This window comes from Actinocatenispora sera (genome assembly GCF_018324685.1).
Classification (GTDB): Bacteria; Actinomycetota; Actinomycetes; order Mycobacteriales; family Micromonosporaceae; genus Actinocatenispora; species Actinocatenispora sera.
In genome coordinates this window covers 3,115,057-3,136,298 of record NZ_AP023354.1, presented here as the reverse complement: position 1 = coordinate 3,136,298, position 21,242 = coordinate 3,115,057, and the positions used below count along the sequence as shown (strand labels likewise).

The following is a 21,242-nucleotide window of genomic DNA, read 5'->3' as shown; positions in this document are numbered from 1 at the left end:
GGCCCCGGCACGCGGGCTGCACCGTCTGCGGGCGGCGTGACCGGACGCTGCCCGGGCCAGTCCGGATCGGGCCCCGGCACGCAGGCTTCGGCGTCTCCGGGTGGCGGGACCCGACGCCGCCCGGAGACGCCGGTACGGGCTCGAGCCGGTCGCTAGTCTTCGGCGCGGCGGGAGCGGGTGAACGCGACGCCGCCCAGGGCGAGTCCGGCCAGCCCGGCGACCAGCCCGATCACCCCGACGGTCAACGCGGTACCGGAGCTCGGCCCGTCGCTCTTGCCCGCCGCCGCGGCCCTGGTCGGGGTGGCGGCCGGCGCGCCCGGCGCACCGCTCGCGGCCAGCGTCAGTACCGGCGCCGGGTTCTCCAGCTCGCTGTCGTCGCTGCCGGTCTGGATCCAGCGCACCACCTTGCCGTCGGAGTAGGTCTGCAGCGCCTTGAACGTCATCGTGCCGGACTTCGGCAGCGGGCCCAGGCTGACCGGGAACTCCTGGAACTGGCCCGGTTCGATCGCCGCGCCGGACCGCGCGGTCCAGGTGATCCGGTCGACCGCCTCGGTCACGTTGCCCCCCTCGGTGGTCAGCGGCTTGGCCAGCTTCGCCTTGTGCAGTACGGCTTTCCAACCCGGTACCGGTTGGACGCTGACCGACGCCACCGGGTGGTCGGCCGGCAGGTACACGACGAGCTTGGTGGTGCTCGCGGTGTCGGACTCGGTCGGCACCCGGAACGCCACCCGGGCGTAGCTGCCCGGCTCGGCGGTACGCGGGTTGACGGTGACGTGCGCCGCGGCCGGTGCGGCCACCGCGATCGCGCCGACCATCCCGGCGAAAACCGACAGCAGCAGCTTCTTGCGCTTCATCTGGTCCCTTTCGAACAGTCCACTGTGGATCGTCGGTCAGCGCACCGGCACCGTGGTGGTGACGGTCGATTCGTCGATCTCGGAGATTCGCAACGTGAACGAGAACTTCCAGTTGCCGGCCTTCGGCAGCGCCACGTCGGCGATCGCGTGGTTGTCGGTGATCGCCTCGGTCGGGATGGTCACCGGACCGATGCCGGCACCGGGCAGGCTCGCGGTCACCTTCCACTGGCGCACCCGTACCGGGCTGCCGTCGTCGGGGTGGTACGCGATGGCATGCAGGGTGTTCTTCCCGGTCCGGGCCGGGTCGAGCTGCACCTGCAGGCTGAACAGCTTGTCGTTCAGCGTGGCCGAGTACGGCAGGTTCCGCGCCTGGCTCGCCGCGCTGGTCGCCGATCGCGCCGGCGTGGTCTGCACCAGTACCGCGGTGACGCCGAAGATCACCGCCGCGATGCACAGCTCGACCAGGATCAGCCGCCGCAGCGCCCGCCGATCCACGGTGGCCGGCTCGGGCGGTGGTTCCGGCTCCGCACCGGTCGATCCGGACCCGGCCTGCGGATCGGCCGGGGTGTCCCCGCCAGCTCCGACCGGCGGGTCGGCCGGGGTGTCCCCGTCGGCTCCGGCCGCCGGGTCGGTCGGGGAGGCCTCGTCGAGGGGAACGGCCCGGTCGGCCGGAACCGGTTGGTCTCCGGGCGCGCCAGGCACGTCGCGGCCGCCCGCCCGGGCGGTGTCGCGGCGGGCCGAGTCGGCCGCGTACACCTCTTCCCAGACCGGGTCGGTGAACTCGGTCGCGTCCGGATCATCGCCCGGGGCGTCGGGCGAGGTCTGGCGGGCCCGGTCCTCCGCGGGGCCGGCGCTGCTCCCGGACCGGGCAGGAAGCCCGGCCAGGGCATAGCGGCGGGAGGCGGAACGGGAGTAGGACGCGACCGCGAGAATCGCGGCGAAGGCGACCACCTTGACGATGATCAGCTGCCCGTACAGCGTCTGCACCAGCGCCGCCGGCGTGCCCAGTTGCAGGCAGGCCTGGAGGATGCCGGCGGCGGCCAGCACGCTGACCGCGATGGTGGCCCACCGCGACCAGACCGGCAGTACCGCGGCGAGCTCGCGCGGCGTCGCCCGGGGCAGCAGGAAGCACACCAGCATCACCAGCCCGCCGAGCCAGGCGCCGATCGCGCCGAGGTGCACCGCGTCGGACAGTACGGTCAGCCAGGGCACCGGGGAGGTGCTCGGGTGTCCGCCGTAGCCCCAGGTGAACACGGCGAGCGCGGCCATCACCGCGAGCGCGATGCGTTCGCCGGTGCCGAGCCGGTTGCGCCGGGCCGCGCCGATCACCGACAGCAGCGGCACCGCGGCGGCGAGCAGGATCAGCCGGGCCAGGTGGGCCCAGCCGAACCGGCTGTTCATGATCTGCACGAGGTCGTGGTAGCCGACCGAGGTCAGCGATCCGCCGGTGGAGTACGGCACCTGCAGGTACCCCTCAGCCAGCGTGGACACCGCCACCAGCAGCACACCGAGGCCCATCACCCGGGCCGGCCCGCGCCGAGGCAGCCGCCGCGGCCACAGCGAGATGAGCACCAGCGCGGCACCCACCGCGAGCGCCATGCCGGCGTAGCCGAGGTAGCGCACGACCGGCATCGCGACGCCGACCACCGGTTGCTCGGCGGCACCGGTACCGCCGGTCGCGGCCGGTGCCGTCTTGGACGGCGCACCGATGGAGAACGAGAAGCCGCCGGCGACCGGATGGCTGTCGGCCGAGATGATCCGGTAGGTGACCAGGAACGTGCCCTTCGGCAGCCGCTCGGACAGCGGAATGGAGAGCACGGTTCCGTCGTGGGTCAGCTTCGGCGTACCGCCGACCTTCGCCCCGGTCGGCGCGACCACCCCGATGTCGGCCGGGACCAGCTTTACCGGCTCGTTGAACGTCAGCGTCACGCGCGTCGGGGTGTCCTGCACGATCGAACCGCTGCCCGGGTCGGTTCGCAGCAACACCGCGTGCGCGCTCGCCGGTACCGCGGGCAGCAGTACCGCGAGGGCGGCGACCACGGCCGCGAGCAGGAGCCCGAGCGCGCGGCGACGGGCGGAGCGGGGCGAAGCCGAGATGTGCACTCTCGTCCGGATCGCGGTCACGACTCCCCTGCCGACCGGCCGCACCGTGCCCGGCCGGCGCGCACCGGCCGGGCCGCCCCGCCCGGCCGCGCGGTCGCGCCGGCCGCTGCGGTCCGCACCTCGCCACACGTCATGCCAGTACTGTCGTCGGGTCCGGCGTCGCGGTTCCCGCCGTGACGTGGCTCACACGATAGCGCGCGGGTGGAGCCGCGGCGGCGGCCGGCCCGTCCGATGCAGGGCGGTACCCGGAGCTGATTCGAACAATCCGGTCACGTGTGGCGCCCGGGCGCGTTGAGCATGTCGACGCACTCCGTGCGGTCATGGCAAGTTAGAAGCCACCAACCTAGGACCCGGGACGGTCAGCAGATGACGCTCGAACAGGCGACGCCGATGGATCCCCGCTCTGCCGCCTACTGGCTGCGCTTCGACCGCACCCAGGTCGGTTCCTGGGTCGCGCTGGTGCTCCGGCTCGGGCTGTCGGTGGTCTGGCTGGTCTCCGGCGGCACCAAGCTCGTCGACCTGTCCCAGTCGGTCAGCTCGGTCGCCGCCTACAAGCTGTTCCCGTACTGGCTGTCCACCGTGATCGGGTCCGCGCAGCCGATCATCGAGGTACTGCTCGGGCTGGCGCTGCTGGTCGGCATCGCCGTGCGGGTGATGGCGGCCGCCTCGGCGGTGCTGTTCCTCATCTACATCGGCGGCATCATCTCGGTCTGGGCCCGCGGTCTGCGCATCGACTGCGGCTGCTTCTCCTCCGGCGGTGCCCTCGGCGCCGACCAGTCCACCACCTACGGGCTCGACATCGTGCGAGACATAGGCTTCGTGGTGCTGGCGCTGTTGGTGTTCTGGTGGTCGCGGTCCCGGTTCTCGCTGGACTCGGTGCTGTTCCCGCCGGTTCCCGCGGTGGACGACGACGAGGACGATGATGAGTAGTCGCAAGGGCCAGAAGCGTGCCAACCAGCTGATCCGCGCCCAGCAGGCGGCCGAGCGCCGCCGGCGCCGGACGATCTGGATCTCCGCGGTGGCGGTGCTGGTGGTGTTGCTCGCCGGCGGCGTGACCGGCGCGATCTACCTGAGCCGGCGCAACGCCCAGGCGGCCCAGTCGTACGCGATGCCGGCCGGTGCGACCCGCACCGACCTGGGCGTGCCGGTCAGCAGCGGCGGCGTGCAGGTCGACATCTACCTCGACTACATGTGCCCGCACTGCAAGGAGTTCGAGACGCTGGCGGCCGGCCCGCTCAACGACTTCGCTGGTAACAACACGATCACGCTGACCTACCACCCGCTCAACTACCTGAACCGGTACTCCTCCGGTACCGAGTACTCCACCCGGTCGGCCGCCGCGGCCGGCTGCGCCGCAGACGCGAAGAAGCTGCCCGACTTCACCACGGCGATCTTCGGCAAGCAGCCGGCGGAGAACAGCAAGGGTCTGACGAACCAGCAGATCCTCTCGATCTCGCACGATGCCGGTATCACCGGCGCCACCTTCGACAAGTGCGTGACCTCGCAGAAGTACGCGAAGTGGGTGACGCACGTGTCCAACGCCGCGCAGGGCAAGGGCGTACAGCAGACCCCGACGGTGTTCGTGGACGGCAAGCAGGTCGACGCCTCGGTCAGCGCGCTGACGAACGCGATCAACGCCGCGGCCTGAGCATCGGCGGCCCGCCGCCATCGACACCCGCCCGGCACCCGGGCTGCTCCGGTCGCCGCCGGCCCGACCGCACCCGGACCGCCGGCCGCACCCCCGACCGCCGGCGGTGATCGGTTCACGCCGTACCTCCTCCGGTCCCCATCACCGAAGTGTCTACTTCGGACGATTGATGATCGATCCGGCTTGGCTGAGCCGAACCGCGAGCATCGAGGCATCGGCGACTTCCGCACACCGGGTCGCCAACCGCGCAAACCGCGCGCCGAGTTTCGCCGATCCGATCGGTGGATGTCGGAGGCACCGTAGCGTCGAATCAGGACCGATTTTCAGGGGGAGCCATGGCACGTTCACAGCACGCCGGCCTGGCGATGGCCGGGTCGGTCTTCGCGGCGACGATGATGGTGATGATCGGTGTTTTCGAGGCCATCATGGGCGTCGTCGGAATCGTGAAGAACCAGTTCTACGTGGCCACGAACAACTACCTGTTCAACCTCGACACGACCGCCTGGGGCTGGGTCCATCTGGTGCTCGGCGTGTTGCTCGTCCTCGTGGGGATCGCCCTGTTCGGCGGGGCCGCCTGGGCGGCCATGACCGCGATCGCGCTGGCCGCGCTGTCGGCGATCAACAACTTCTTCTTCCTGCCGCACTACCCGATCTGGTCGCTCGTGGTGATCGCCGCGAACGTGTTCGTGATCTGGTCGCTCGCCACGGCCATCAACAGCCGTGCCGACTCGCGTCGCGAGGACTGGCAGGAGACCGGCGGCGGCGCGGAGAAGTGGCCGCAGCGCAACGTGGGTGCGCCGAGCAGCCGGACCGCGGCGGATGCCGACGCGCAGAGCCGGCCTCCGGCCGGTACCGACGCACCGCGGCACGCGGCCACCCAGCGGGCGCAGGACACCGCGGCCGACGCCCACATCGTGCCGGAGCACCGCGCCGACACGTGAGAGGTTCTGGCCGGAAGGACGGTGGCGCCGGTCGGCGCCGTCCTGCCGGAACCGCCGAGACAGCACCGCCCACGGTCGGGCGTCGCGGATAGGCTCGGGCCATGACTGAACAGGTACGGCTGGCCCAGGGCGACGCGGCGCCCGACTTCACGTTGCCCACCGACGACGGCGAGCAGCTGACGCTGTCCGCGCTGCGCGGCCGGAAGGTCATCCTCTACGCCTACCCGGCGGCGATGACCCCGGGCTGCACCAAGCAGGCGTGCGATTTCCGCGACTCGCTCGACGCGCTCGCCGCGGCCGGCTACCAGGTGGTCGGCATCTCCCCGGACGCCCCGACCAAGCTGGCGAAGTTCCGCGAGCGGGACGGCCTGACCTTCCCGCTGGTCTCGGACCCGGAGAAGAAGGTGCTGTCGGCCTACGGCGCGTTCGGCGAGAAGAAGAACTACGGCCGGGTGGTGCAGGGCGTCATCCGGTCCACCTTCGTCATCGACGAGCAGGGTCGGATCGAACTGGCGCAGTACAACGTTCGGGCGACGGGGCATGTCGCGAAGCTGCGTCGCGACCTCGGCCTCTGAACCCACCGGTTCGCTCCGGGGTGATCCCGGCCGGTCGGCGCGGCCGCAGCTGCGACAGCGCCGCGCCGGCCAGAACGACCAGGGCACCGACCGGCTGGTTCCAGCTGGGGTGCTCGTGCAGCAGGCCGATGCCCGCCGCCGCGGCGACGATCGGAATCAGGTAGGTGACGGTCGCGGCGAGCACCGCGCCACCGTTCCGGATCAGCCCGTACTGCAGGACGTAGGCGATGCCGGTGCCGAACGTGCCGAGCGTGGCGACGGCGAGCAGCGGCAACGGTGCCACGTGCCGCGGCAGGCCGGTCAGCAGCGGGGCGACCAGCGCGACCTCGACCGCCGCGGCGAGCAGCTGTCCGGCCGACAGCGCAAGGGCGGAGTTCGGCGTACCCGTGAGGAAGCGACGCAGGTACACCCAGCCGATGCCGTAGCAGCCGGCCGCGGCGATCGCCATCCCGGCGCCGAGCAGGTCGCCGCTCACCGCGCCGCGCCAGGCGCCGAGTACCAGCAGCACACCCAGGAAGCCGACGGCGAGCCCGGCGGTACGGCGCCGGTCGGGCCGCTCGTCCGGCAGCGCCAGCAACGCGACCACGACCGTCCACAGTGGAGTCGTTGCGTTGCAGATGCCGGCCAGGGTGGACGAGGTGTGCTGTTCGGCGTAGGCGAACAGGCTGAACGGGATCGCGTTGAGGATCAGCCCGGCCACCGCCAGGTGGAACCACACCCGCCGACCGCGCGGCAGCCGGTCCCGGCGTACCAGCAGGATCAGCAGGAGCGTGCCGGTGCCGAAGACGAGCCGGCCCAGCGTCACCTGGATCGGGCTGAATCCCTCGTCGCCGAGCTTGATGAACAGGAAGCTGAGCCCCCAGATCAGCGCGAGCAGCCCGAACCGGACGAGCCCACCGGTGGACGCCGTACGAATCGCCATGCCGCCCATGCTCGTCCCGCGAAACTGTTTAGACAATCAAATAGTTCTTCATCGAATGCGTTAGCATTCCTAATATGATGAGCCTGGAGCGGTTACGCACCCTGCACGCCGTGGCCACCTACGGCTCGGTGACCGCCGCAGCCGACACGCTGCACCTCACCGCGTCCGCGGTCTCCCAGCAGCTGGCGAAGCTGGAGCGCGAGACCGGCCACACGCTGCTCGAACCGAACGGCCGCGGCGTCCGGCTCACCGGCGCCGCGCAGCTGCTGGTCGAGCACGCCGGGCGGATCCTGTCACTGGTCGAGGAGGCGCAGGCCGACCTGGAGGCGCACCGCGACCAGGTCATCGGGCACGTCACGATCGCCGTGTTCGCCACCGCCGCCCGCGGCATCATGCCGCAGTTGCTGCGCGCCGCCCGCGAACGTTACCCCCGGCTACGGGTCGAACTGCTCGAGATCGACATGGACGACTCGCTGCCGCTGCTGGCCCGCGGCGACCTCGACGCCGCCCTGTACTGCGACTGGGTCAACTCGCCGTTGGCGCTGGCCGACGGGCTGTCCGGCGAGCACCTGCTCGACGACCCGATCGACCTCGTGCTGCCCGCCGACCATCCGATGGCCGGCCACGCCCAGGTGAGCCTCGCCGAGCTTGCCGGCGCCGACTGGATCGCCTGGACCAAGGGCTCGATCTGCTACGACTGGCTGCGCCAGACGCTGCGGGGCGAGGGCGTCGAGCCGCGCATCGCGCACACCGCCGAGGAACACCAGACCCAGCTCGCGCTCGTCGCGGCGGGCCTCGGCGCCGCAGTCATCCCACGTATGGGCCGCGATCCGGTACCGAACGGGGTCCGCGTGGTCGCGGTCGCACCGACGCTGCGGCGCCGCTGCTACGTCGCCTGGCGCACCGGTACCGAGCGCCGGCCGGCGCTGCGCGGGCTGCTCGACCTGCTCCGTACCCACGCCCGAACCGCCTGACCCAGCCGCCCAACCTGACCGGCCCACGCGAGCCGCCCGACCTGACGGGCCGACGCAAGCCGCCCGATTCGGGGCGCTCACCGCGGTCGGTCAGCGCACCGAGCCGGTCGCGAGCAGGGCCCGGGTGGCCTCCCAGCCTTCGAGGCTCTCGTCGAGCCGGGTCAGGTCCGCCGGCCCGCGCAGCCGGTGCCAGCCGGGGCAGGCCGCGACGTCGCCGTGCGGTGGCGCGTCGGGCACCGTGCGGCCGGCGGCGCGCAGCCCGGCCTGGTCCGTACCGGTCAGCGCCGGATCGGCCGTGACCAGCCATTCCGGTACCGGCAACCGGCTGGCCAACGCGGCCAGGTCGGCCCGGTCCGGCAGCCGGGGAGCGGCCGCGACCGCCCGGTCGGACAGCGCCCGGAACAGCTTGCCGATCAGCAACGCGGGCAGGTCCGGCAGATCGGCCGGCAGCACCGCGGCCTGCCGGTACCCGGCCCGTGCCACCGCGGTGAGTGCCGCGACCGGCCGCGCCGCCGTCACCTCGTACACCGGGGTCGTGGGCCACCTGATGTCCTCGGCCAGCGGCCGGTCGGCCGCGGTGGCGGCCAGCGCGACGTCGACCTCGGCCAGCGGGGCGAGCAGGTCGACGACGTCCTCGGCCAGCGCCCGCCGCCACGCCTGCGCATCCACCCCGGGCGGCGCCCAGCCGGGCCGGTCGAGCAGCACCAGCACGCAGCGGTCGGTCATCCGACCTCCTCGTGCGGCACCGGCGCCGGCGCCAACCCGGTCGGCTCGTCGTCGGTGTCGCGCAGCGACAGGCCGGCGGTGGCCGACACGCCCTCCAGGAAGCCGCGGGCCCGCTCGGTACGCGGGTAGCGCGCCATCAGCTCCCAGAACCGGGCGTCGTGGCCGGCGACGACCAGATGGCACAGCTCGTGGAACAGCACGTAGTCGACCACCCATTCCGGCATTCCGGCCAACCGGGTGGACAACCGGATGGTCCGGTCGGCCGGCGTGCACGAGCCCCACCGGCCGTTCTGGTTGCCGACCCAGCGCACGCTCGCCGGCACCGCCACGGCCGGGTGGTCCGGCAGGTACCGCCGGGCGAGCGCGCCGGCCCGCGTCAGCAACTGCTCGTCGCTGCGCGGCGTGCGGCGCTCCCGGCGCTCCAGCCGCTGCACCATCCGGTCGACCCACTCGCGCTCCTCGCGGGCGCTGAACCGGGCCGGGATGAGCACCACGACCCGCTCCCCGTCGCGGTAGGCCGAGACCGTGCTGCGCCGGCGCGCGCTGCGCCGCACCTCGATGTCGGGCCCCGCCGGCGGGCCGCTGTGCTCGGTCACGCTCGCACGCTATCCGGACCGGAGGGCCCGAGACCAGTTGCGACACCGTGGTACGGCCCGAAGCCCGTGCGGCTTTCGCACCGTACGGGCGTGTTACCGGCCGGTTTTCCGGATTTCCTCGCGCGCGGCGCGTTGACCTCGCCTTGCGGTCCGCTTAGCGTCATGGGCGACGAGATCCCGGCCGATGCACGTTCCGGCGCTCGGGGAAGGTGGCGGATGCGTCGTCGTGCCGGGATCTCGCACCGAGCGTGACGAGTCGGCGTGGGGGCCGGGTCGCGAGCGGCGCGGCATCGTCGGACCCGGCGTACGGCGCACGGCGCACGGTCGGCGCCGGCCGCGGTGGCAACGCGGTCAGGGTGACGTCCGAGCGCGGCGCAGCGAACCGCTACCCGTACTCTTAGTCCTCGTCCACACACAGTTGGTGATTGCTGGTTTGTGCGGGGCCGTCCGGCTCCGAGGTCGCGTTCCTCACACGCACCACGCGGTGCGAGGGGGAGGGCAGCCTCGCTGGGTAGGGTCCGCGCCGGGCCGGAGCTGCGATTCGGCAGCGCCGGGACAACACGAGGAGGGGCACCGTGGCCGAGACTTACAACGGCTACTGCGTTAAGTGCAAGGAGAAGCGGGACTTCGAGGGCGAGGTGTCGGTCAGCGACTCCGGTCGCCGGATGGCCAAGGGCCCGTGCCCGGTTTGCGGCACCAAGATGAACCGGATCCTGGGCAAGGCCTGATCCACCCGGCACGGGTCCGCCCGTGCCGTCGGTACGGACGCGTTCGTACCGACGTTTCGCTCGAGACCGGAGGTGCCACCCGGCGCCTCCGGTCTTCTGCATGTCCGGGCCCGCGCGCACAGCCGGGCCGCCCCCGGTACGGGTGTCGGAAGGGCGACAGGACGGACCGGATGGCTGTGCACAACTCGGTGTTTTCTGTGGACAACCGCCGATCTCCCGCTACCGGCTGTGGACAACGTGAGCACGCCGAGCACCGGCGAAGCACCGTGGACGGCATGAAACGACCCATGCTGCTGCCGACCGTGACACCGCTGCACCGGGACCGTCGCTCGATCCAGGTGGGCCTGTCCGGTACCCGTTCGCTGGTCCTGCGCTCCGACCGGTCACCGATGGCGCGGCTGTTGACGCTGCTCGACGGCCGGCACACCGAGACCTCGCTCCGGCAGGAGGCGGCCCAGCTCGGCTTCGACACCGACGAGCTCGACCGGCTGCTGCGCGCGCTGGCCGACCGAGGCCTGCTGCGCGACGCGAGCAGCCTGCTTCCTGGCCGGCTCGCCCCGGCGACCCGGCGACGGCTGGAGCCCGAGGCGGCGGCGCTGTCGATGCGCCTGCCGAGCACCGTCTCCCCCGCCCGCGCGCTGGCCCACCGGCGCCGGGCCCGGGTGGTACTCGTGGGTCGCAGCCGGCTCGCCGCGCCCACCGCCGCGTTGCTCGCGGCGGCCGGGATCGGCCGGCTGCACCCGGTCGCCGGCGGGGTGGTGGGTGCGTCCGACCCGGCCGTCGGCGGGGTACTGCCCGACGACGCCCGCCGGCCGTGGCGCCGGGCGGTGTGCGACGCGATCCTGCGGGCCGCGCCGGAGACCGACACCCGCGCCCTGACCGGACCCGATGCCGACCTGATCATCCTGTTCGGCCGGCCGCGCCCGACCCCGCCGTTCGGGTACGGGCAGAGCCTGCGGACGGTCCGCCACCTGAGCGTGTGGGTGCGCGACGCAGCGGTCGTGGTGGGCCCGCTGGTGCGCCCCGGCCGCACGAGCTGCCTGCGCTGCGTCGAGCACGCCCGGGCGGACCGGGACCGGGCCTGGCCGGTGCTCGCCGCCCAGCTCGCCACCATCCCCGGCCCGGTGCCCGAGCCGGTCGACGCGCCGCTGCTCGCCGCCGGTGCGGCGCTCGCCGCGGCGCAGGTGCTCCAGGAGCTCGACGGCGGGCAGCCGGACACGCTCGGTGGCGCGCTGGAGCTTCCGTCGCCCGGTATCGTCCGGCGCCGCAGCTGGCCGCCACATCCCCGCTGCGGCTGCGTACGGCCGAGCCTTCGACGCCGGGCATGACATCACGGCGACATCACCCGCGTCGGGGCCGTCCGGCGGCGTCGTCGTCGGGATGGTCCTTCTCCCTGGTGAGCGTGCCGGTGAAGGCGCGGGCGGCCGCGTTGACGCGGCGGCCGATCGCCAGGAAGGTGGCGAGCTGTTCCTCGTCGTAGTCGTCGAGCACGGCACCGATCTCGGCGGCGAGCCGGGCGAAGACCTCGGCGTTGCGCCGGACGTGTTCGCCGGTGGCGACGACGATGACCTTGCGCCGGTCGGCGGGGTCGCGGCGGCGCTCGACGAAGCCGCGCCGCTCCAGCCGGTCGAGCACCGCGGTGATCGCCGAGGTGGACATGCCGGTCAGCTCGGCGAGCCGCCCGGCGGTCAGCGCCGGCTCGTCCCGAGCCAGGTCGAGGCACTTGATGTCGGTGGAGTTGAGCCCGAACCGCTCGGCGATGGTCTGGTGCAGCATCACGGCGCGGGACGCGTTCTCCCGCATCATCGCGAGCAGGTCCTCCCGTTGCCGTGCTCGGCGTCTCTCTGACATCATTGCGCCATCGCTTGACGTCACCGTGGCGTCCCTTCTATATTTCGATGAGTCGAGAGATCCGACGCGGAGAGATATCCGCGGGATCGAATCATCTTAGCGAGCGGAGTACCACGATGCGGTCCGAGCAGACACCCGTCCTGATCGTCGGCGCCGGCCTGGCCGGCCTCACCACCGCGCTGTTCCTGGGCCAGCACGGTGTGCCGGCGATCGTCGCCGACCGGCACCCGGGTACGGCGAACCAGCCCAAGGCCCGCGGCCAGTCACCCACGATCATGGAAGCGTTCCGCACCGCCGGGGTCGCCGACGCGCTGCTCGCCGCCGCGCCGCCCGGCCGGCCCGAGATGACGATCGTGATCTGCGACAGCATCACCGGCACCGTGCTGCACCAGTACAACGAGCACGTCCCGCACTTCGCCGCGCTGTCCCCGTCGCCCAGCGGCCTCGCCAGCCAGCAGGCCGCCGAGGCGGCGATCGCGGCCCGCGCCACCGAACTCGGCGCCGACCTGCGCTTCCGTACCGTGCTGGACTCGCTGCGGCAGGACGACGACGGCGTCACCGCGACCCTGCACGACCTCGGTACCGACCAGCGGTACCAGGTGCGCGCGGACTACCTCGTCGGCGCCGACGGCGGTCGCGGCACCATCGCCGGCGAGGTCGGGATCGGCCACCACGGCCGGGGCGCGTTCGGCCACACCACGACGGTGCTCTTCCGGGCGCCCGAGCTGATCGACGAGGTGCCCGACACCGCGATCCTGATGTACTACGTGCAGAACCCGCAGCTACCGAACGGCTCGGCGTCGTTCGTGTCCACCGACCACCCGGGCGAGTACGTGCTCGGCATCAACGACGACCGGGAGCGCACCGAGGCCGAGGTCGTCGAGGTGATCCGGATCGCAGCCGGCCGGCCGGAGCTGAAGGTCGAGGTCTGCAACATGGGCACGGCCTGGGAGATCGCGCACCGCGTCGCGGACCGGTTCTCCGCCGGCCGGGTACACCTGATCGGCGACGCCGCGCACCTGATGCCGCCGACCGGCGGGCAGGGTGGCAACACCGCGATGCTCGACGGGATGCACCTGGCCTGGAAGCTCGCCGCGGTGGTCAGGGGCGAGGCCGGTCCGGGGTTGTTGGACAGTCACGACGCCGAGCAGCGGCCGTACGGGCAGACCATCGCCGACTGGCAGTACGCGAACATGTTCGAGCGGCTGCAGCCCGACCAGCGCCCGGACGACCTGCCTGAGGTGCCCGACCCGGTACAGGGGCTGTTCGGGTACCGGATGGCCAGCCGCGCGGTGGCCGGCGGCACCGACGGGTACGGCTTCGAGCTGCCCGCCGGGCGCCCCGGCACCCGCGCGCCGCACGTGGTTCTGCACCGCGGCGACGAGATGCTGTCCACCCGGGATCTGTTCTTCGCCGGGTTCGTCCTGCTCACCGAGGACCCCGACTGGGCCGGCGCGGCCGAGCAGGTCGCCGCGGAGCTGGCCGTGCCACTCGCGGTGCACCGGATCGGCGCCGAGTTGACCGACGACGGTACGTTCCGATCCGACTACGGATTGTCGGACTGCGGTGCGGTCCTGGTCCGTCCGGACGGCGTCATCGGGTGGCGGTCGACCACGATCGCCGACCGCGACGCGCTCGACGCCGCCTGGCGCCAGATCCTCGACCGCTGACCCGCTCGAGGGCGGTCGGGAACCTCTCCCCGATCGAGGAGTCCCACAGCCTCGGCCGGTCGCGCGGCGATACGGGCAGCGCGCGACCGGCTGAGCGAACGCTGTGATGGGACAATGGGAAGCGTGACCGATATCCCGCGTCGTGCCGTGTCCCGCACAGCGAAACTCGCGACCCTGCCGCTGGGCCTGGCGGGACGGGCCGCGCTCGGACTGGGCAAGCGGGTCACCGGCACCGCGGCCGATCTGGTCTCCGCCGAGATCCAGCAGCGCACCGCCGAGCAGCTGTTCAGCGTGCTGGGGCAGCTCAAGGGCGGCGCGATGAAGTTCGGCCAGGCGCTGTCGGTGTTCGAGGCGGCGCTGCCCGAACACCTGACCGGGCCGTACCGGGCGGCGCTGACCAAGTTGCAGGAGGCGGCGCCGCCGATGCCGGTGGCCAGCGTGCACAAGGTGCTGACCGAGGAGCTCGGGCCGCGATGGAAGCGCCGGTTCGCCGAGTTCGACGACCAGCCGGCCGCCGCGGCAAGCATCGGCCAGGTGCACCGGGCGGTCTACCACAACGGCACCCCGGTGGCGGTCAAGATCCAGTACCCGGGGGCCGGCAAGGCGCTGGTCTCCGACCTGAACCAGCTGTCCCGGCTGGCGGGCCTGTTCCGCATCCTGCAACCGGGACTGGACATCAAGCCGTTGCTCAGCGAACTGCGCGAGCGGGTCACCGAGGAACTCGACTACAAGCTCGAGGCGGCCACCCAGAAGGCCATGGCCAAGGCGTTCGCACACGACGACGAGATCTACGTGCCGAAGGTGCTCGCCGGCACCGACCGGGTGCTGATCACCGCCTGGGTGGAGGGCACCCCGCTGGCCGAGGTCATCGCGCACGGCAGCGAAGAGGACCGGGACCTGGCCGGCCTGCGGATGGCGACGCTGCACTTCTCCGCGCCCGCCCGGGCCGGGCTGCTGCACGCCGACCCGCACCCGGGCAACTTCCGGCTGCTCGACGACGGCCGGCTCGGGGTGATCGACTTCGGTGCGGTGGCCCGGGTGCCGGACGGGCTGCCCGAGCCGATCGGCCGGCTGACCCGGCTGACCCTGGCCGGCGACGCCGAGGCGGTCCTGTCCGGCCTGCGCGACGAGGGCTTCGTGCCGTCGAACGTGCACGTCGACGCGCAGTCGATCCTCGACTACCTGCTGCCGGTGCTGGAACCGATCGCGGTCGACGAGTTCCGGTTCACCCGCGAGTGGCTGCGCAGCGAGGCGACCCGGCTGGCCAAGCCCGGCAGCGACGCCTACCAGCTGGGCAAGAAGCTGAACCTGCCCCCGTCGTACCTGATGATCTACCGGGTGACGCTCGGCTCGATCGGGGTGCTGTGCCAGCTCAACGCGAAGGCCGAGTACCGCGGGGTGCTGGAGCGCTGGCTGCCCGGCTTCGCCGACGAGTGATCCGCCGAGGCAGGTCGCTCGGCGGGTTCTAGGGTCTGTTTCGGGGCCCCCGGCCGAGCGAGGCGAGTCGCGTTTGTCTGCTCGCAAGGCGGAGGGCAGTTCGTGTGCCGGGCTTGCACACGGGCTGTCCGACAACGCCGCGAGTGGGCAAACGGGGCCGCCGCAGCCGGCACGCGGGACTTGCGAAACAGACCCTAGCTTGAGTTTTAACCTTGGTGGGCGGTGTGGGGCACCCTGGTTGATCATGGAAGCAGCCCTTGGTTGATCATTCCTCTTGCGACAGTAGGAAGATCAACAGCAAGGGCTGCGGTGATCAGTGTGCCTCAACCATATCGTCGGGTCGTCGGCGGGCAGTTGAGCCGGTTCCGGCGGGACTTTTATGCGTGTTTGACGTCCCGGGCCGATGGCCTGTTCGAGGCGTGTGACGCCTTGTTGTGTGTCGATGGGCCGGTGCGGTCGTTGCCGGAGTTGTCGCTGGCCGGAGTCCACCGCCGTGGTCACGGTGGTCTGTATGGCGCGCTGGCGGCTGGCCGTATCGACTCCGATCGGTTGCGGCAAGCGATGTTGGGGTGCACGTTGCCGCGGGCGGGTGATGGGCGGATCGTGCTGGCGGTGGACGTGACGTGTTGGTTGCGGCCCGAGGCACATACCAGTCCCGGCCGGATGATGTGTCATACCTACGGTCGTGGCAAGGATCAGCACATCGGGGTGCCGGGCTGGCCGTGGTCGGTGGTGGTGGCGTTGGAGACCGGACGGTCGTCATGGACCGCGCCGTTGGACGCGGTCCGGTTGGCTCCGGGTGAGGACGCGGCGGCCGTGACCGCTTACCAGCTACGGCGGGTCGTGACCGGCCTGATCGAGGCAGGGCATTGGGATGCCGGTGATCCGGAGATCCTGATCGTGGCCGACGCCGGCTACGACGGTCCCCGCCTGTCGTTCGTGCTGGCCGATCTGCCGGTGCGGGTGCTGGTGCGGATGCGTTCCGACCGGGTCCTACGCCGAGCGGCTCTGTCTGATCGTCGGCATACGGTGGGCCGGCCGTGCCGGCACGGCAGCGAGTTCGTGTTCGGCCAGACGGCAACCTGGGGCGAGCCCGATGTCCAGATCTCCACCGACACCAGGCATTACGGGCCGGCGCGTATCCGTGCTTGGGACCGTCTGCATCCGCGGTTGACGCACCGCACCGCCTGGGCCGCGCATACCGGCGATCTGCCGGTGCTGGAAGGCACCGTCATCCGCCTCGACGTCGAGAGGCTGCCCTCGGGCGCGATCCCGAAACCGGTGTGGCTGTGGCATTCGGCCACCGACCTGGACCCTGGGCAGGTCGACCTGGCATGGCAGGCGTTCCTGCGCCGCTTCGACATCGAGCACACCTTCCGCATGCTCAAACAGACCCTGGGCTGGACCTGCCCGAAACTACGCGACCCGGCCGCGGCCGAACGCTGGACATGGCTGGTGCTGGCCGCCTACACCCAACTACGCCTCGCACGAAACGTCGCGGCGGACCTGCGTCGGCCGTGGGAGAAACCCCTCCCGCCACAGCGGGTGACCCCGGCACGCCTCCGGCGAGGGTTTCGATACCTGCACCCGCGGCTGCCTCCTCTAGCGGCTGCGCCGAAACTCTGCCGGCCCGGGCCAGGACGCCCAGCCGGGCACCCCAACCAACGGCCAGCCGCCCGCCATGACGTGCACACGGCGTCCAGACCGGACCGACCCAAACCGCATCGCCACAAACCTAAGAAGCCGTCGGCCACGCCACGACCCCGACGAACAGGTTAAAACTCAAGCTAGGCGGGTCTGCCGTCCAGGCAGGTCTCGATCGCGCCCACGATCGCGCGGGTACAGGCGGCGCACAGCCACCACTCGCCGGTCGGCGAGCAGACCCGCGACCAACCCAGCCCGTACGACCCGGCGCTGTCCCGGCCGCACTCCCGGCAACGTGGCCGGATCTCTGCTACTCCAACGGATTCCATGTCCACCTGGCTCGACGGGTCGACCGCGACGGCCGGTGCGGGCCGGCCGGCGTCGATGGCGGGGCCACTCGTCATCTCGCGTCCATCCTCCGTTCGCGAGCAGACGCTACGCCGGCGGGCGGCGGGTGCGACGGAGAGCGCGCGGCAACCACCCGGACGGGCCAGTGATGTCGGGCACGACCGGAATCCCCGGCACCGGGCCGAAATCCGGTAGGCACGAAACCGGCCCCGGAGACCTTGGTGTGGGGTCTCCGGGGCCGGCAGGAAGGGGCACCCGGTACGGCGCGAGCCGGCGGCTCGGCGTGTGGATCGAGCCGGGGCTCAGCGGGCCGTACGGCACCCCTGGGCTCGGATGGGTCGGCCCGGACGGACGGTGTCGCCCGCCCGGGCGGACCTCGGTGGTCGGGACGCGAGGCGCGTCCGGACCTCGGGTGGTCGGGACGCGAGGCGCGTCCGGACCTCGGGTGGTCGGGACGCGAGGCGCGTCCCGACCGGTCGGGGTCGGCCCCGGCTGCTGTGCCGGGACCGACCGGTGGACCTACGGCGCCGGTCAGCGCTGCTTGCGCGCCCGGGCGGCCACATCAAGGGCCGACCGGTACGGCAGCGAGCGCCAACGCGGCGCCCGGCGCATTCGCGCTCGGGCCAGGGCTTCTTGCAAGGTATGCATCTCGTTGCTCCGGTTCGTCGTCTCGTTCATCTCGTACTCACTTGAGGGGTGGCGGGTCGCCCCGCGCGGTGGTGGGTGGACGTCAGGCCGCGGTCACGGCCCGGCTCGCCTCACGCAGGACGGCGTCGGTACGGGCAGCAACCTGTGCCCGGGCCACCGCGTCACGCGCGAGGTCCTCCTTGCGCGGGCGGCCCCGCGGCCGCTTGCGCGGCACCACCGCTCCGTGCTCGAAGATCTCCCCACCCCATACGCCCCACGGCTCGTGCCGCTCCAGGGCGCCGGCGAGGCACTCGATCCGCAGCGGGCAGTCGCCGCACAGCGACTTGGCCGCTTCCAGGTCCGCCGGGGTGTCGGCGAACCACAGGTCCGCTTCGAAGGTCCGGCAGGGCAGGTCCACCCCGGTCTCGACGGCTCCGTCGAGGGGGGCCAACACCAGGCTCATCGCCCGGTCACCTCGTTTCTCGCTCGTGGCTTGATCAACTTTTGGGGAACAAAAAGGCCGCGGATCCCGGTGTGCGGGTTCCGCGGCCTCAAGGTGCCGGTCGGCCTGGTCAGGCCGGATAATCCGGTTTACCTCGAGGCGGGACACCGCGGCGCTTGGCCATCAGGTTGGCCATCGCTTCGGCTACACCGGTCCCCTGCTGCTGGTCGACGGCCGGCTGGCCGGCGTCGACGGACTGCGGTGCCGGCGCAATGCCGACACTGAGCCCCTGAGAGGCGATGTGACTCGGCGAGACCTTGCCCGCAAAGCCACTGAACCCCTGGGTACGGAACTGAGCTGCCGCATAGATCGGCTCCGGAGCCGTGAAGGCGGTGGAGCAGAGCGAGACGGCGAGAACGGGCGACACAGCGGAGATGTCGCGTGCGTCGGAGCCGATCGGCGCGACACCGGCCGGATCACGATCCAGCAGGGCCGAAGCGACTGGCAGCGACAGGAACCGCCGCTCATCGATGCGGTTGGTCTCCACGGATAGTCACCTCGTTCCTGTCTCGGGACCGCCCTCGCGGGTCGGTCCGGATCTGCGATGCGGCTGTGCTCCGGCAATCTCCTGCGAGGAAAACTCCCTCGCGGAGCGCCGGCGCGTCACCCGGACCTTGGCAGGTTATGCCGTCCGCCGGTGGGTGGCAATCGAATTTCGAAAGACGTTATCGACGTCTCTTGTCGAAGCCAGCCAGCGACCCCGGATCAGCCCGCCACCAGCACCCTAACCGGCGCTCGCCAGCCCGGATCCGGGCCCGGCCGCCGGGTCCGGCGGGTCGTCGTGGCCCGCGCCGGTCGGGCCGTTTCCGGTCAGACCATCGCGACGGCCTGGTCGGCCTCGGTGCCGTCGATCAGGGCCAGCACGGCCTTGCCGTACAGGCCGAGCTTGCGGGCGCCGATGCCGGGGATCTGCACCAGCGTCTCGGGTGCGTCCGGGCGCAGCTCGGCGAGCGCGGCCAGGGTGGCGTCGGTGAACACCACGTAGGCCGGGATGCGCTGCTGCGCGGCGACGTCGGCGCGCCAGGACACGAGCCGGTCGTACAGCTCGGGGTCGAGGTCGGACGGGCAGTCGCTGCACCGGCCCAGCTTGCGGTCGGTGGCCTCGCTGAGGGTGGCACCGCAGATCCGGCACAGCACCAGCGTGCCGCGGCGCCGGCGGGCAGCGGCCGGCCGCTCCGGCCGGGCGACACCCGCCGACGGAACGGCGCCGGCGGTCGACGCTGGCAGGAACCGGGACGGGCGGCGCGGCCGGCCGCCGTCCGCACGCGCCTGCGGCCAGGACAGCCAGAGCTGCTCGCGGGCCCGGGTGATCCCGACGTAGAGCAGCCGGCGCTCCTCCTCGATCTGGTCGTCGGTGCGGGCGAAGCCGACCGGCAGGGTGCCCTCGACCAGACCGACCAGGAACACCGCGTCCCACTCCAGGCCCTTCGCGGCGTGCAGCGAGGCGAGCGTGACGCCGTCGACGGCCGGCGCGTGCTGGGCGGCGGCGCGGCGGGTCAGCTCCGCGTGGAAGGCGGTCAGCGCGTCGGCCGCGGTCGGCTCGCCGCCGTCCTCGCCCGGCGGTGGCCGGAAGTCGGCGACCAGCCGCACCAGCGCGGCGAGCGCCTCCCAGCGCTCCCGGCCGGCGCCGCCGGGCGGCGGCGAGTCGGCCGACCAGCCGGTGGCGGCCAGCGCGTCGACGATCGCCACCCGCAGCGGGGTACCGGGCTCCACCGCCCGGGTCGCGGCCCGCAGCGCGACCATCGCCTGGCGCACCTCGGGCCGGTCGAAGAACCGGGCGCTGCCCTGCACCTGATAGGGCACGTTGGCGTCGGTCAGCGCATCCTCGTACGCCGCGGACTGGGCGTTGGTGCGAAACAGCACCGCGATCTCGCTGCTCGGAGTACCGCCCGCGACCAGCTCGGCGCACCGGGCGGCGACCGCGGCGGCCTCGGCGGTCTCGTCCGGGAACGACCGGATCGTCGGCGCCGGGCCGGGCTTGCGCTGGCCGGTCAGCTGCAGCCGCAGTCGGGCCTGCGCGCCACGGGCCTGCCCGATGATCTGGTTGGCCAGCGCCACCACCTGCGGCGTGGACCGGTAGTCGCGGGTCAGCCGCACCACCGTCGCGCCGGGATAGCGGCGCGGGAAGCCGATCAGGTGGTCGGCGGAGGCGCCGGTGAACGAGTAGATGGTCTGGCTGGCGTCGCCGACCACGGTCAGGTCGTCGCGGCCGCCGAGCCACGCCGCGAGCAGCCGCTGCTGCACCGGGTTGACGTCCTGGTACTCGTCGACGACGAAGTGCCGGTACTGCGCGCGGACCTGGTCGGCGACGTCCGGGTGCTCCTCGATGGCCCAGACGGTGAACCGCAGCAGGTCCTCGAAGTCGATCACGCCGGCATCTTGCTTGGCCTGCTCGTACGCCTGGTAGACGCGCACCATCGAGTCGGGCGCGACCGGGGTGTCGCGACCGGCCCGGGCGGCGGCGACCGGGTATTCGGCCGGCTCGACCAGGCTCGACTTGGCCCACTCGATCTCGGTGGCGAGGTCGCGCCGCAGCGCCGACTCGGCCCGCACCCTGGCCGCGGCGGCGGCCTGGTTGATCAGCCGGGCCTTGCTGGTGAGCACCTCGGGCAGCTCCCGGCCACCCAGCAGCCGGGGGGCGAAGAACCGCAGCTGGCGCATCGCCGCGGCGTGGAACGTGCGGGCCTGCACGCCGCCGGCGCCCAGGGCGCGCAGCCGGTCGCGCATCTCCCCCGCCGCGCGCGCCGTGAACGTCACCGCGAGCACGTGTTGCGGGCGCACCTCGCCGGTCAGCACCCGGTGTGCGATGCGGTGGGTGATCGCGCGGGTCTTGCCCGTTCCGGCGCCGGCGAGGATGCACAGCGGGCCGGCCGGTGCCGTGACGGCGGCGCGCTGGTCGTCGTCGAGCCCGGCCAGCACGCCCTCGGCGGTCGGGGCCGTGACGCGGGGTGCCGCTGGACGGTCGGGGTGCACACCGTGCGACACGAACTGCCTCCGATTCTGTGCGCCGTTGGCCACAGCGGGGATGGTCTCAGCCGGCTACGACGTTATCGCTCTCGAAGAGGACGTCCGCGACGCGTGGCAGGCTGGCAGTGC

At 72.4% G+C, this 21,242-nt stretch carries 21 protein-coding genes; 10 read left to right on the top strand and 11 right to left on the bottom strand.

Going from position 1 to position 21,242, the window contains the following annotated elements; translation table 11 throughout:
* Window positions 1–152: 152 nt before the first annotated feature.
* On the bottom strand, window positions 153–854 hold the full coding sequence (locus Asera_RS15105; protein WP_030448601.1) for a YcnI family protein: 702 nt from the start codon (window positions 852–854) through the stop codon (window positions 153–155).
* 36 nt (window positions 855–890) lie between these two features.
* Window positions 891–2,978, bottom strand: coding sequence for a copper resistance CopC/CopD family protein (locus Asera_RS15100; RefSeq protein ID WP_169745900.1), 2,088 nt, complete (start codon window positions 2,976–2,978; stop codon window positions 891–893).
* Window positions 2,979–3,323: 345 nt separating this feature from the next.
* On the opposite strand from Asera_RS15100, the gene Asera_RS15095 reads away from it, so the two are divergent.
* From Asera_RS15095 to bcp, 4 genes are all read left to right on the top strand, one after another.
* Window positions 3,324–3,887 carry a MauE/DoxX family redox-associated membrane protein gene (locus tag Asera_RS15095; RefSeq protein WP_244843887.1) on the top strand — a complete coding sequence of 188 codons (564 nt, stop codon included), beginning with the start codon at window positions 3,324–3,326 and terminating at the stop codon, window positions 3,885–3,887.
* Window positions 3,877–4,605, top strand: a complete 729-nt coding sequence (locus Asera_RS15090; protein WP_084132457.1) for a DsbA family protein — start codon at window positions 3,877–3,879, stop codon at window positions 4,603–4,605. The genes Asera_RS15095 and Asera_RS15090 overlap by 11 nt, the downstream gene beginning before the upstream one ends.
* Before the next feature lie 335 nt (window positions 4,606–4,940).
* Window positions 4,941–5,546 carry a DUF7144 family membrane protein gene (locus tag Asera_RS15085; RefSeq protein WP_157035081.1) on the top strand — a complete coding sequence of 202 codons (606 nt, stop codon included), beginning with the start codon at window positions 4,941–4,943 and terminating at the stop codon, window positions 5,544–5,546.
* 101 nt (window positions 5,547–5,647) lie between these two features.
* Entirely contained in the window at window positions 5,648–6,121 is a 474-nt protein-coding gene (gene bcp / locus Asera_RS15080; RefSeq protein WP_030448596.1) for a thioredoxin-dependent thiol peroxidase, read from the top strand.
* Here the strand turns inward: bcp and Asera_RS15075 are convergent.
* The gene (locus Asera_RS15075) at window positions 6,030–7,043 is read right to left on the bottom strand and encodes a DMT family transporter (protein WP_084132512.1); all 1,014 of its coding nucleotides are present in this window, start codon (window positions 7,041–7,043) and stop codon (window positions 6,030–6,032) included. The genes bcp and Asera_RS15075 overlap by 92 nt on opposite strands.
* Before the next feature lie 74 nt (window positions 7,044–7,117).
* On the opposite strand from Asera_RS15075, the gene Asera_RS15070 reads away from it, so the two are divergent.
* Window positions 7,118–8,017, top strand: coding sequence for a LysR family transcriptional regulator (locus tag Asera_RS15070; protein ID WP_030448594.1), 900 nt, complete (start codon window positions 7,118–7,120; stop codon window positions 8,015–8,017).
* Between the two features lie 90 nt (window positions 8,018–8,107).
* On the opposite strand, the gene Asera_RS15065 is transcribed toward Asera_RS15070, so the two are convergent.
* The gene (locus Asera_RS15065; RefSeq protein WP_030448593.1) at window positions 8,108–8,743 is read right to left on the bottom strand and encodes a hypothetical protein; all 636 of its coding nucleotides are present in this window, start codon (window positions 8,741–8,743) and stop codon (window positions 8,108–8,110) included.
* Window positions 8,740–9,339: a M48 family metallopeptidase gene (locus tag Asera_RS15060; protein WP_051802770.1), complete on the bottom strand. Its 600-nt coding sequence runs from the start codon at window positions 9,337–9,339 to the stop codon at window positions 8,740–8,742. Before Asera_RS15060 ends, Asera_RS15065 begins: the two co-directional genes overlap by 4 nt.
* 575 nt (window positions 9,340–9,914) lie before the next feature.
* Between Asera_RS15060 and Asera_RS15055 the strand changes: the two genes are divergently transcribed.
* Together Asera_RS15055 and Asera_RS15050 are read left to right on the top strand one after the other, a co-directional pair.
* Entirely contained in the window at window positions 9,915–10,067 is a 153-nt protein-coding gene (locus Asera_RS15055) for a DUF5679 domain-containing protein (protein WP_169745899.1), read from the top strand.
* Window positions 10,068–10,342: 275 nt separating this feature from the next.
* A complete protein-coding gene (locus Asera_RS15050) occupies window positions 10,343–11,395 on the top strand; it encodes a hypothetical protein (RefSeq protein WP_030448591.1) in 1,053 nt (350 codons plus the stop codon).
* A gap of 13 nt (window positions 11,396–11,408) precedes the next feature.
* On the opposite strand, the gene Asera_RS15045 is transcribed toward Asera_RS15050, so the two are convergent.
* The gene (locus Asera_RS15045; protein ID WP_084132455.1) at window positions 11,409–11,921 is read right to left on the bottom strand and encodes a MarR family winged helix-turn-helix transcriptional regulator; all 513 of its coding nucleotides are present in this window, start codon (window positions 11,919–11,921) and stop codon (window positions 11,409–11,411) included.
* A gap of 113 nt (window positions 11,922–12,034) precedes the next feature.
* Here Asera_RS15045 and Asera_RS15040 point away from each other — a divergent pair, with 113 nt between their 5' ends.
* From Asera_RS15040 to Asera_RS15030, 3 genes are all read left to right on the top strand, one after another.
* Window positions 12,035–13,588: an FAD-dependent monooxygenase gene (locus tag Asera_RS15040; protein WP_030448589.1), complete on the top strand. Its 1,554-nt coding sequence runs from the start codon at window positions 12,035–12,037 to the stop codon at window positions 13,586–13,588.
* Window positions 13,589–13,711: 123 nt separating this feature from the next.
* Window positions 13,712–15,025 (top strand): ABC1 kinase family protein, encoded by a 1,314-nt coding sequence (locus tag Asera_RS15035; protein WP_212804602.1) that lies wholly within the window; start codon window positions 13,712–13,714, stop codon window positions 15,023–15,025.
* Window positions 15,026–15,334: 309 nt separating this feature from the next.
* The gene (locus Asera_RS15030) at window positions 15,335–16,804 is read left to right on the top strand and encodes an NF041680 family putative transposase (protein ID WP_030450043.1); all 1,470 of its coding nucleotides are present in this window, start codon (window positions 15,335–15,337) and stop codon (window positions 16,802–16,804) included.
* 8 nt (window positions 16,805–16,812) lie between these two features.
* On the opposite strand, the gene Asera_RS15025 is transcribed toward Asera_RS15030, so the two are convergent.
* The 5 genes from Asera_RS15025 to Asera_RS15005 all read right to left on the bottom strand — a co-directional run bounded on the left by Asera_RS15025 (window position 16,813) and on the right by Asera_RS15005 (window position 21,119).
* Window positions 16,813–17,073 (bottom strand): hypothetical protein, encoded by a 261-nt coding sequence (locus tag Asera_RS15025; protein ID WP_030448428.1) that lies wholly within the window; start codon window positions 17,071–17,073, stop codon window positions 16,813–16,815.
* Between the two features lie 475 nt (window positions 17,074–17,548).
* A complete protein-coding gene (locus tag Asera_RS15020; RefSeq protein WP_157035064.1) occupies window positions 17,549–17,695 on the bottom strand; it encodes a hypothetical protein in 147 nt (48 codons plus the stop codon).
* Window positions 17,696–17,747: 52 nt separating this feature from the next.
* A complete protein-coding gene (locus Asera_RS15015; RefSeq protein WP_030448429.1) occupies window positions 17,748–18,107 on the bottom strand; it encodes a WhiB family transcriptional regulator in 360 nt (119 codons plus the stop codon).
* A gap of 109 nt (window positions 18,108–18,216) precedes the next feature.
* Window positions 18,217–18,633 (bottom strand): hypothetical protein, encoded by a 417-nt coding sequence (locus Asera_RS15010; protein ID WP_030448430.1) that lies wholly within the window; start codon window positions 18,631–18,633, stop codon window positions 18,217–18,219.
* 323 nt (window positions 18,634–18,956) lie between these two features.
* Entirely contained in the window at window positions 18,957–21,119 is a 2,163-nt protein-coding gene (locus tag Asera_RS15005) for an ATP-dependent DNA helicase UvrD2 (protein WP_051802760.1), read from the bottom strand.
* Window positions 21,120–21,242: the final 123 nt, after the last annotated feature.